The following is an 11,884-nucleotide window of genomic DNA, read 5'->3' on the forward strand; positions in this document are numbered from 1 at the left end:
CCATAGGATCGGTGCGGTTAGAAACCGCACCTACCGGTGGAGTGCGTAAGTCCTATTTAATATAATGAAAGGAGTTTTCCATGCGATTCACTGGCATTCTCACACTGCTCTTTCTGCTCCCCTTTTCTGCCGCGGCGGGGACATTTATAGAAACTTTTGATGGTAAAGATATGGAGGAGTGGCGAGAGCTCGTTCAATTGAATAAGGTTCCTGGTCTTTGGGAGACCGTTAATGGTGAACTTGAGGTCGTCAATCGTGAAACCTCTCTGTACTTTCTGATAACTGGAGATGAGACGTGGGAAGACTATACCGTCGAATTTGATGTCAAGCCGACCAAAAAACACGGTATTGGCGGCATCGCGGTTGCTGCACGGGTGAACGGATCTTCGGTAGTTTACTGCAGTGTTCGCGATGTAGTGGTTCTATTTGATAACATTATTGTCACCGGTGATAGCATTCCAAACAAGGGTAGGAGGTTGTCGGTAACATCCAGAGGAAAACTCGCGACAACATGGGGGAATTTAAAGCGGTTTTAGGAAGTGGCATTGGACAAAAATTCAGAATATTTTTATTTTTTTTAAATTATGCAACCTTTTTGCCTTAAGATGGTATCTTAAGGAGTAACAGGTCACCTTTATGTTGGAGCGCGATGCACATCGCATCTGGGCGAGTACGCCGCAAAACTTTTAGTTTGCGACACACGGAGGCATAGCCTAACGGGCTATGCTACGGAAGAGCGTAAGGTGAAAAAGGTTTCGCAGATTGTCGCAGTCATGCTAAAATTAGGGGAATATAGCCACAATCGAATCTATTCGTTAAACCATGGAGTCTTCTGATGGAAAGAGAAAACGATGTTCAACTGATTTATAAAATTTTGTCCGGAAACGATGAGGCGTTCGCGACTTTAGTGCGTAGACATCAGAAGGGTGTTCATGCGCTTGCGTGGCGGAAAGTCGGTGATTTTCATGCTGCTGAGGAGATTACACAAGACACATTCCTTCAGGTCTATAGGAAACTCACGCAGCTCAAGAATCCCAAGCAGTTTTCGGGATGGATGTATGTCATTGCCAGTCGATTGTGCCTTAAATGGATTCGCAAGAACAAAGTTGTCACGCAATCGTTCGACGACACGCACACCGGAGAAATGGAGAGAGCCTCTTATAACCGTTATGTATCCGATCAACGTGAAATGGAGGATAGAGAACATCGCCGCGAAGTTGTCAAAACACTTTTGTCAAAGCTGCCGGAGAGTGAACGCACAGTGGTTACGCTCCATTATCTCAGCGAAATGAAGGTAAAGGAAATTGGGAAGTTCTTGGGTGTATCGGCAAACACGATTAAAAGTCGGCTGCGCCGTGGGCGCAAACGCTTGCAGGAACAAGGGGAAGAAGTCCTGGTTCGCGAAACACTGCAAGGTATCCAATTCCCCACCGATGTAACCGCGCGCATTATGCGTCAAGTCGCTGACATGAAACCGGCTCCCGTTCCGGTTGGAAAGCCGTTGTTGCCGTGGGCAGCTCTCGGTACGGCTGCGGTTCTGGTACTGTTGATATTCGGGGCAAGCCATCAATATCTAACTCGATTTCAGAAACCTTACAGTTTCGAGGCGGAAGCTGAACCGACGATCGAAATTATTGATACACTGATTGTTCTTGATACGCCAGCGAAACCGGCTGTGCGAAATCAGGTCGGACACGATGCGACCCCCGGTAAAGACAGTAGCACGGGTACGCAAGCCGCTGATACAACCACGACATCTGCTGCATCAACGGATGCCAATACGTTTTCCAAGGCGCAGTGGACGCAGAGCAATGCACCACCAGCGGGTTATGTCCGTAATATCTTCGCCGCATCTGATGGGAATCTCTATACCGTTTCTCCCACAGGTATTTACAGAGCGTCAGTAGACGAAACGCGATGGACGCGCGTCAATACGAGTGTCCCATACACTTACGATCCGATGCCGATAGTAGAATATAATGGAGCCCTTTATATTGTTTCTGAGGATGAGATATTTACGTCAGTGGACAGAGGTGACACATGGCAGACTTTGGGGCCCCGACCAAAGGGCCGTACCGTTGGATTTGTAATCACTGATGCTTCTGAACAGCAAGGCGTTCCTATAGGTATGATAATGTATCTTGCTGTGAGAGATACGGGGATTTTTCGATCGACAGACAGAGGAACGCAATGGGATCCTCTTAACAGTGGCTTGGCAGACAGAATCATCACTGCAGCGGCGAATATTGACAAAACGGTGTTTGTTGGGACAGAGAGCGGTCTCTACCGTATTGAGTCAGAGACTTGGAAAAAACTACCTCTCGGCACTTCGGATGCTGTCTGTTCTTTGACGGTATCTGGTAAGAATCTTTATGCTGGTACATCTCCTGAAATTTTGGTTAGATACCCGCTCCCAATGGACGTATACGAGGCGGTGCAGGAGAAGGAGGATAGGGCGGTATATTCGGTTCGGAGTTTCCGCTCCGCGGATATGGGTGCCTCGTGGACTGAAATCATGCATGCCCATACATCTCGACCGATGATACTACCCTCGGGTGTAATGGTTTTGGATGTTGGCGAAACGCTTTTGGTGTTAAGTGCCTTCCCATCTCGATCAACAGATGGTGGGCAAACGTGGACAGAACTCAAAACCGATACGCATTTTATGACCGTTAGTAGTCTGGGAGTTGCGGCGATCAACGAACGAACGTTTTACAAAGTCGGGGTCTTTGGAATTCAGCGCACTACCGATGCCGGTGAGTCGTGGCACCTATTTATGGACGGGATGCTGGGAACGAGAATGAGGGAATTGGTTGCCTTCAACGACAAGTTATACGCATTTACGGGGTATGAGGTACATGAATCAACCGATAGCGGTGTATCTTGGAGGAAGGTTCGGATTGATGGCGAGAATAACTCTGGTATTGGGCACAAGCATAATTCAAAACTGTTGGTCGATGGTAACACATTGTATTTTGCTTTCCTCGTAGAAGATGCGTTGCGAGTTTGCCGTTTATCTGAAGATGGTAGGACGCTGACCCCAATTCAGGGTGTTCCTGCTTTTGATGAAACCTTGTCTCTTAAGTTGTGGGAAAACGATGAAAAAGTGAAGGATGCTCAGTCATCTGACGGCGTTGACATGAGACATATCGTTTTTGAAGAAGAGGTAAGAGGTCAAACGACTACTATCAGTGATGGGACGTTTTATGTGGAATACAGACGCAGGCTTTTCAAATGGAAACCCGGCGATCCACAGTGGACCAATATGGGATTAATCGACACCAGTCGACTGCTCGGTGACGATTTCAGAAACGGGTTCAAATTGGCGGTTTTGGGTGAAACCGTAGCACGTCCGGTCATCGTTAAATTCACTGTGGATGCGACTACGGTTTATGGTATAAGCGATGAAGGTACTTATCGTTTGGATGCACAGAATCAATGGGAAAAAATTTCTTCAGGAACGTTAGGCGAAGTTGCTGCGCTTGTTGTGATGAACGATAGGCTCTATAGTGCCAGCGCAAATGAGGGGATATTTCATATTTCGCTGGCAGAAGAATAGTAATGGACTCCAATTCTTCCGACTCCCCCAACACAGCATCCGTATCCCGTCCATCGGCGGTAAAGACGCTCCGTCGGTTCTGCTTCGTCGCGTGGCACGCCAGCCCGTTCGGCGCGATTATGCAGGCAATCATAACGCTCATATACGGGTGTATTCCTGTTGGCATACTCTGGGCAAGTCGAGGGCTCGTGAACCTCATTGCGGCGATTCTTGCCAACGAAACAGTACCGAGTTTACGTACCGCAGCACCGTGGGTGATCGCATTGGCACTTCTGGCGATCCTCAGAAATGTTACTGGCACTTATGATAGCTACTTGCGCTGGAAGATGCAGGGACGCATTAAACTCCACCAGCAGCGCGCCCTGATAGAAGCCGCGACGCATATCAATTTCGCGCTTTTTGATCAACCGCAGACCTATGATTTGATACAACGGGCGCGGCAAGCACTCGGCCATCGCCTCACCAATGTCTTGCGATTCGTCACAGAGATCGGACAACTCCTTGTAACCCTTGTCGGATATGGTGTGCTTTTGTGGATCGCGGATCCCCTGCTGGTGCTTGTGGTCGTGTTACCCGCCATTCCTTCCGCATGGCTCAAAGTCAGATCCGCCGAGAGCGGATATATTCACGATTACGATGCGACACCGATCCGTCGCATGATGGCGTATACGCTCAGTTTATTGCTCGGTTCATCCTCTGGACAAGAAGTGCGGCTCTATGGACTGAAGGATCACTTTTTTGGACGCTGGCAAACGAATCACCAAAAATGGCGAAAAGAATCGCTTGCCAAAGCCTGGCTACAAGCAAGAGCTTCCATCGGTACAACCGTTGCTGAAGTGCTTGCCTATTCAGTCGCGATTTTCATACTTGCAGCTCGAATTGTGGATGGACAGTTAACCATCGGCGATTATGTCGTCCTTATCGGTGCAGCAGCGACTTTTCAAGGAAATCTTGAAAGTTTGCTTTCAGCGATAGAAGATACCCTGCAAGATTTGCCGTTGCTCCGAGATTTGCAGGCCTTCCTCGAACGCGCAAAGACCGATCGCAGTCAGTCAGGAGATGAGACGTTTCCACAGGCCCTAAAACACGGACTGGAGGTGCGCAACCTTCGGTTCCGATACCCAGAAGGGGACGAGGACGTGTTAGAGGACATAAACTTTCAAGTGCGTCCGGGTGAGATCGTCAGCATCGTTGGTGTCAACGGTGCGGGAAAGTCAACGCTCATCAAATTATTGCTCGGTTTGTATCAGCCCGATGCGGGGACTGTCCACTATGATGGCGTGAACGTTACTTCGATAAACCCTGAACAGGTCGCACGGAACTGTGCCGCTGTTTTTCAGGATTTCGCACGATTCCATAGACCCCTTCGGGAAGAATTGAATCCAGGGCCCCCGAACTTTCACATTGACGACGAAACGCTCCGGCGCGTTATCTATGAAGTCGGACTTGCGGATCGTTTTCAAACCTTTTCACGCGGTTTGGATACGTTTCTGAATCCGTCACTCGGTGAAGAAGGGACAGGTGTCGAGCTCTCTGGCGGTGAATGGCAGAAAGTCGCGCTCGCGCGCGCTTTGGTCCGAAACCCACAAGTCCTTGTGCTTGACGAACCGACTGCCGCCTTGGACCCACAAGCTGAGGTCGAACTCTACCAACGTTTCATTAAACTCGCAGCAGGACGCATGACATTCCTGATTTCGCATCGTATCGGATCCGCACGGCTTGCAGACCGTATCTTGGTATTAGATGCGGGTAAAATTGTTGAAGACGGCACACACGATGTCCTGCTTGCCAGAAATGGACGCTATGCCCAATTTTTCAGAGCACAGGCACAATGGTACCAATAAAAAGAGGATGCCCCAATGCAAAACACGAATGGGAAACTGAAAACTTGGGGATTAGCTGCTAAAGAAAGTTTCCTCGCTTATGTCCGAACGCTGGTTATTATTTGGCAAAGCGGACCTTTCGCCGTCTTGGGCATGACGCTTCTTACCTTATCGCTTGGGGTTGTCCCGGCGTGCCAGTTCTTTGTAACAGAGCATCTCGTGAATGCAATAACTGCTGCGATAGGCGACGCAAACTGGTGGCGAATGGTCCTACCGTGGCTCATCGGATTGCTAAGTTTACGCATTCTTAGCGTCGCTGTTGACTTACTTCGCGAACCGTTGTATATCCACTTAGGCGAAAACATTGAAATCTGGATTAATGAGAGCGTTACTCGGAAAGTGGATACGACAGAACTTATCGACTTACAGACCGGAGAATTTCAGAATGCCCTTGAGCGGGCGCGTGGTGTCTCCGGGCTTGCGCTTCAGGAAATCCTCTGGTATTTCGTTGACAGTCTTCAACAATTCATCAGTATTGTTACACTTGGGATTCTGCTCTGGCGGTACCATCCGTTGTTGGCACTGCTGCCCGCTTTAACGGGTATGGCTTCTTGGTGGAGCGATGCGCGTTTCACGGTAGACCTTTACGATTTTGATGTAGAGCAGACACCACAACGCCGAGAACGAGATGCGTTAGAAGGAACGCTGACCGACCGTGGCACCGGTAAAGAAGTTCGATTATACCAAGCGCAGGACTTATGGATAGAACGGTGGCATAAATTAGGACAGGGATTGATAGACGGACAAATGGGAATCCGACGACGTAAATTTTCAGTCTGTCTCTCCCTTGACATGACTCGCGGGTTGTTATATGCCGCCTCACTTATCCTTTTGTTGTTTGAGGTCTTTCGTGGCGATTTGACGGTTGGCACTTATATCGCTGCTGCCGCTGCTCTGGTTCAATTGGATGGTATTTGGAACGAGATAGCGGGTCGATTTCAAGGGATTGTAGAATTGATGCGTCCATTGTTTGGGGACCTGTATCAGTTTTTAGATAGAAAGTCCGCGAAGATGACTCAGGAGCGTAAGGACCCATCGGACACGAATGGCAATGAATTAATTGGAAACAGGGCGGTTCAAGATATTGGGATAGAAAACGTTTCATTTTCGTACCCAAATTCGCAAGAACTTGTGCTAAACCATGTAAACTTAACATTGAAAAAAGGGGAGCGCGTCGCACTTGTTGGACCTAACGGTGCTGGGAAGACCACATTGGCACGCCTACTCTTAGGACTCTACCATCCGCGCACAGGCACGATTCATATAGGGAATGTCCCTTTAAACGAAGAAAATCGTCAGGAGTGGTTGATGCAGTGCAGTGCTGTCTTTCAAGACTTCACGCAGTACCATCTCACCGCACGTGAGAATATTATCTTTGGTGACTTGGAACACCCCGAACGCATGGAAACGGCATCTGTTGCTGGTGGTGCCGCTACAGTTGTTGACGGGCTTACAGAAAGCTATGAGACTGTCCTCGGCCCTACCTTTGGCGGACGCGATCTTTCTGGCGGTGAATGGCAACGTCTCGCAACAGCGCGGAGTTTTATGCGCGAAACACCTTGGCTGGTTGTCCTTGACGAACCGACTGCTGCCCTTGATCCGCTCGCGGAACAGGCGGTTTATGAACGGTTTATTGAGCGGAGTGCCGGACGGACATCGGTGCTTATCTCGCACCGCCTCTCTTCTGTCCGCACCTGTGACAGGATCCTCGTCCTGGATAACGGCAGAATTGTGGAAGACGGGGACCATGAAACATTATTGGCAGAAGATGGACTGTATGCACAGTTTTTTAAAGCACAGGCGCAGTGGTATGTTTGAGGATATGTTCCCCAACAGGTGCGGCAAGGAGGAACAGAACATTGAAATTCTACGAAGGATTTTCAACAGGACTCTCTGTTATTCGGCAGGAGAAATTGCGCTCAGCACTCACAATGCTCGGCATCGTCATTGGCGTTGCTGCCGTCCTCGCCATGCTCGCTATCGGTGATGGCGCGAAACGCATCGTCATGCAAGAATTTGAAAAATTTGGCGGTCACTTTACGGTGAGACGGAATCCTTGGATTTGGCGTGGTGACCGCGTCTTCCCAAACCGTAGTGGTGAGTATATCAAATACGAAGACATCCTTGCAATCGAGGCTGAATGCCCGTCTGTCGAATTTGTCAACCCCAGTGTGTCTTCTGAAATCCTTGCACAAACCAGTGATGGTGCCTCGAAATGGACAGAATGCGAGGGCGTTAGTTCCCACTTCCCAACTGGGATGAAGTGGGAAATTAAACACGGGCGTTTCTTCTCCGAAAATGAGTTCAATAACCGCAGAAAAGTCTGTTTGCTTGGTTTAGAAGTCGCAACGGAACTTTTTGGAGATCAGAACCCCGCTGGCAAAGAGATCAAACTCTCGCTTCAAGGTGGCAGACCTAATCGTTTTCTCATCTTGGGCGTAATGGCTGAACGCGGCACAAGCCTCCAATACGGCTTCAGCTGGGACGACATCGTTTTCGTCCCTTTGACGACTGCACAAGACAGGTTTAAAGGAAAGCACTATGTCAACTATATCAACGTCAGGGCAATAGACGCTAATTCTATCGAGAAAGCCGCTGAAGAGGTCAAAGCCGTTCTCAGAAAACGCCATCGCAACCAAGACAACTTTTTCGATATTAGTTTCGCGACCGCAGCCGTCCAAGAACTCGATAAGATTAGTCGCATTATCAAAATTATGCTGAGCAGTATTGCTGCGTTTTCGTTGTTTGTTGGAAGCGTCGGCATTATGAACATGATGCTGGTATCAGTAAATCAACGCACCCGTGAAATCGGCATCCGTCGCGCCATTGGGGCAAAACGGAGAGACCTTTTCCTGCAGTTTTTGATTGAGGCGGTTGTGATGTGCGGTATCGGGGGTTTATTGGGTATAGGATTCGGCATCGGTATCGGATATGCTTGTTCACACATCGCTGTCAAAATCGTTAAAGTGATTCCACACTGGCCCGTTGCGCTTTCACTTGAATGGATGGCGGTTTCTGTTGGCATATCAACCTTCATCGGTATTGCCTTTGGACTCTATCCGGCAGTAAGAGCCTCACAAATCTCGCCTATTGAGGCATTGAGAACGGAATGAGTTATTCGGCAACTGCCTCTTTTCCCTCTTAATGTAAACGCGCTTCCCTAAAAATTCGTTATACTCTACATAACAAGAATTTGATGAGGGAGCAAGAAAATATATGTATCCTATGAAGATTGATTTCAAAGCGAGGCGTAATGCCAACAAGCGCGGTTTCTGCGTAAAGAAACCGCGCTTCGTCGTTGCTATGGTTGTTGTTTTAAGTTTCATTTGCGTACAGAGCGTGCCAGCTCAGAAAATACTCATAGAAACAGGGTTCGAGGACCATGTGCAACCCAATGCGGAGAGTCCATTTCAGCCCTCTACGAAGACTGTTAAAAATGGGGAAAAATCACTCGAAATTTTCTCCGAGGTGGAGCATGAACTTCATATATCAGGGCACCCTTTGGAAACTAATGAATCTATCGTCTCATTTGAATTCTGGGTCTATATTGAGAGAGGCGAGCAGTCTTTTGCTGTCAGCATGCATGCTGCTGACAAATCGTTTGACAATAATGCTGGCGGTCCTTATATTGAATGGTATGACGGTGATATCCGCTACCACGTCCATCAGGGGGATCCGTGGCGCGAAATTGTCGCCTACCCCGTCAATAAATGGCATTACGTTCGGATTGTTGCCAATTTTAGGGAAGATGTATTTGATTTTTACACGGGCAGGGACAGAGACGCGGCTTTGGCTTCGCGACTGAAAAGAAATCTTGAATTTCAGGACCCTGCGACCGCACCCCGACCAAAATGGTTTCTTATTTTCGCATGGGCGATGGATGCTCGCGGTTATATGGATGATTTGCTCATCTATGAGGGCGATGAACCCATAAGTCTTGCTGTTGAACCGACTACAAAACTGACAACGCTCTGGGGACGACTTAAAAAAGAATAAATTGGAAATTATTCAATATGGCATTCCCCGGGAGTGTGGTCGCTTGCGGCACATTTTTCAGACATCTGCCAAAATATTTACACATCCAATCCTTCCGTAACGTTTGACAGGAAAAACCTTCATCTGTTAAAATAGACAGGACCAGAGAAAGCGATTGCAAGTCGTTTCTACCCGTGAATAGGAGACCTCGGTGAAAGAGAATATATTCATTTTACTTCTGCTACTTTTAACCACGCTTCCACTCGCAGCAGCTGAATCTCCAAATGGAACAATCCCTTTCGATTGTCCTGATGTACCAAATCCCAAATTCCAATTCCATTTCACGCGTGAACTGATCTCACTTGCCGTTACGACCTTTCCGTTCAACACAGTCGAAAACATCTACATCCATATTTACGACGATAAAGCGGATATTTTTCACAAATTCGTTCAGTATTACGTAGAAACTTTGGAAGCAGAAAACTGGCATAATTCGCATGAAGACAGTACGACGCGCCTCTATATTCTGGAGCGACCGACCACAGTCGAAAACCAACAGGCGGATAACGCCGTTTTAGGGCTCTTCGCGCTTGTCCAAAGCGACAATGATGTATATCTCCTAAACATTGTTGGCAATGTTCCACTGAGACAGGCGCGGAAACTCTTGACGGATTTGGGGGACATCGGTATTGATATTTCTGCACTGAAGTCGATCGGCGAACTCTCACTCCCGAAACCTGAAGAGCCATCAGCAGGGATGCCGTTGCCTACGTTGTTTCGGATGCGTAAAGACTCCGCCGGTGCCAACAAAACTGACAGTGCTCTGTTTTCTACTTCCTTTGAAGAGAATCATCAGGGGCATTGGACCTATCGTGGGCATCCAATAGAGCGTATTCAAATTCGATCAAGCGACATAAAACACGTTACTGTGGTAAGTAGTGGGTTGAAAAATGGACCCGAAGACATCACCGGATTACTGGATGGTTTGTCGTCAAATACCGACTCCCGTGAAATACCGAAGTTCATTGTGCTGCCATCAGAAAAAACGATCACAATTACGGCAGGCAACATGTCAGATGAAACGCAACCCACAACGCTTACGAAGGTATTTCAGACAGGAGACGGAGACCCAATCCATGAGATCGTAATTCGAGGGAACCAGTACACCGAGGCTAACACGGTTAGGGCAGCACTTGAAAAGGGACCTGCAAAAATTGGGGCAGCGGTTGACGCACTCTCTGACGCAGTGCCAACTTTTGAAAGGGTAGAATTCCTAATTGAAGAGGTAGATTCGCAACGGACAGCGATAATTACGGCAATCGAGAAACCACCTGCCTTGCGATTTTATACGGACGGAGCACCGCACCTTGGATTCAATCGCGTTACGGGATGGGAACTTGGCGCAAGCATCGAATCCGGTTTTCGGGTGAGGAAAGAACACAGTTCAGCCTTTACGTTCGGTTTTTCTTCTGAATCCGCTGGAGAGGATAACTCGAAATTGTTCGGACGGATCGGGTACGGACTCAGCGACAAACAACCCTACTACCGGGTTGGGGGCAGAGCTGTTTGGGAAGAACCCTATTCATGGCAGCTCGGGTTAACCGCCCAATTCCAGCGTGCGACGAGCATCACCGCTCCCGATCTTTTCTCTCACTATAACGATACAGCGACATTGCTTCTCCGAATGTTCGGAGTCCCAGATCATCAGGATTACTATTTGCGACACGGGGTTGAAGTCGAATTGGAATGGAAAGCGGTTTTCCCAATGCGTCCACTCCAATTTCTAAGACTCGATCATTCGTTTAAGTTGATTTTACTGGCTGAGTCACACGACAGTTTGCAAAAAAGCACAGATTGGCATCTTTTCAACTGGGGACCAAAATCAGAGGTGCGCGAAAATCCACTGATAACACCGGGTCAAATGCGGAGTGCCATGTTCCGATACGATTTTGATACCCGCAACAATTATTTCGGTTCACACCATACTTTTTTCGTTGAGCATAGCAATCCAGCATTCGGTTCCGATTTCAATTGGACGCGTTTTCAAGCGCATCTGCGGTATGCCTATCCGCTCGGAGACCACCAAATCCGAGCCAGAGCAGTCGTCGGCTCCGCGACAGCACCACTCCCGATTCAGCGGCAATTTGTGATGGGGGGTATCGGAACGCTTAACGGCTATCCCCTTTATGCCTTTGCTGGTGATGCTGGATTTCTTTTTAACACGGAATTTATCTATCAGTTGTTTAGTTTTGGAAATCAGAGTCTCTCCGCCGCGTTCATCTTTGATGGCGGACAGGTCTGGAACCTCTCTGAAAATCAGCGGCGTTTTGACCCAAAAGGGAGTGTCGGTATCGGTTTACAGTTTGAGACAGACGTTGATATTTTCCGGTTCAACGTTGCGAAAGCTTTCGATGCTGAGCAAGAGGTTCGGTACAATTTCATGTTCTTCTACAGTTTTTAGTTGAGG

7 protein-coding genes are annotated in these 11,884 nt (G+C 48.2%); all 7 read left to right on the forward strand.

Features of this window, described 5'->3' with window-relative positions; translation table 11 throughout:
• Positions 1–80: 80 nt before the first annotated feature.
• The 7 genes from OXN25_23135 to OXN25_23165 all read left to right on the forward strand — a co-directional run bounded on the left by OXN25_23135 (position 81) and on the right by OXN25_23165 (position 11,878).
• The gene (locus OXN25_23135) at positions 81–536 is read left to right on the forward strand and encodes a hypothetical protein (protein MDE0427762.1); all 456 of its coding nucleotides are present in this window, start codon (positions 81–83) and stop codon (positions 534–536) included.
• A gap of 299 nt (positions 537–835) precedes the next feature.
• Positions 836–3,559, forward strand: coding sequence for a sigma-70 family RNA polymerase sigma factor (locus tag OXN25_23140; GenBank protein MDE0427763.1), 2,724 nt, complete (start codon positions 836–838; stop codon positions 3,557–3,559).
• A gap of 2 nt (positions 3,560–3,561) precedes the next feature.
• A complete protein-coding gene (locus OXN25_23145; protein ID MDE0427764.1) occupies positions 3,562–5,403 on the forward strand; it encodes an ABC transporter ATP-binding protein in 1,842 nt (613 codons plus the stop codon).
• Positions 5,404–5,418: 15 nt separating this feature from the next.
• Positions 5,419–7,260, forward strand: coding sequence for an ABC transporter ATP-binding protein (locus OXN25_23150; protein MDE0427765.1), 1,842 nt, complete (start codon positions 5,419–5,421; stop codon positions 7,258–7,260).
• Positions 7,261–7,301: 41 nt separating this feature from the next.
• A complete protein-coding gene (locus OXN25_23155) occupies positions 7,302–8,555 on the forward strand; it encodes an ABC transporter permease (protein MDE0427766.1) in 1,254 nt (417 codons plus the stop codon).
• Between the two features lie 103 nt (positions 8,556–8,658).
• Positions 8,659–9,438: a hypothetical protein gene (locus OXN25_23160; GenBank protein MDE0427767.1), complete on the forward strand. Its 780-nt coding sequence runs from the start codon at positions 8,659–8,661 to the stop codon at positions 9,436–9,438.
• A gap of 190 nt (positions 9,439–9,628) precedes the next feature.
• Entirely contained in the window at positions 9,629–11,878 is a 2,250-nt protein-coding gene (locus OXN25_23165) for a BamA/TamA family outer membrane protein (protein ID MDE0427768.1), read from the forward strand.
• The last annotated feature ends 6 nt before the right edge of the window (positions 11,879–11,884 follow it).

The organism is Candidatus Poribacteria bacterium, from assembly GCA_028820845.1.
Lineage (GTDB): Bacteria > Poribacteria > WGA-4E > WGA-4E > WGA-3G > WGA-3G.

Coding starts and splice junctions, on each gene's coding strand:
- OXN25_23140 (MDE0427763.1), top strand. CDS start 836: ATGGAAAGAGAAAACGATGTTCAACTGATTTATAAAATTTTGTCCGGA.
- OXN25_23160 (MDE0427767.1), top strand. CDS start 8,659: ATGTATCCTATGAAGATTGATTTCAAAGCGAGGCGTAATGCCAACAAG.
- OXN25_23135 (MDE0427762.1), top strand. CDS start 81: ATGCGATTCACTGGCATTCTCACACTGCTCTTTCTGCTCCCCTTTTCT.
- OXN25_23145 (MDE0427764.1), top strand. CDS start 3,562: ATGGACTCCAATTCTTCCGACTCCCCCAACACAGCATCCGTATCCCGT.
- OXN25_23150 (MDE0427765.1), top strand. CDS start 5,419: ATGCAAAACACGAATGGGAAACTGAAAACTTGGGGATTAGCTGCTAAA.